Annotated in this window: 1 pseudogene; it reads left to right on the forward strand. The window is 70.0% G+C overall.

From position 1 onward, the window contains the following. Nucleotides 1–357: pseudogene (locus P0G09_RS16055) on the forward strand (A/G-specific adenine glycosylase); the annotation flags it as partial.

A 357-nucleotide genomic window follows, 5' to 3' on the forward strand; every position in this document is an offset into this window, starting at 1 on the left:
AGGCAGCTGCCCGCCGTACTGGGCGCAGCTGCCTGCCGATTACAACGCCCTGCTGGCCCTGCCCGGCATCGGAGAGTACACGGCGGGGGCCATTGCCTCCATCAGTTTCGGTCTCCCGGTTCCCGCCGTGGACGGCAACGATCTGCGGGTGTTTGCCCGGCTCTACAACGACCCCCGGCTGGTCACCGACCCGCAGGTGAAGCGGGAGTTCACGGCCCGGGACATGGAACACCAGCCGCCCGCCACAGCCGGAGACTACACTCAGGCCCAGATGGAGCTGGGCGCGCGGGTCTGCATGCCCAACGGCGCACCTCTGTGTGAGCAGTGCCCGCTGGGCACGCTCTGCCGGGCCCGGGC

Origin of the sequence: Faecalibacterium sp. DFI.5.82 (assembly GCF_029076575.1) — a bacterium.
GTDB lineage: Bacteria > Bacillota > Clostridia > Oscillospirales > Ruminococcaceae > Faecalibacterium > Faecalibacterium duncaniae.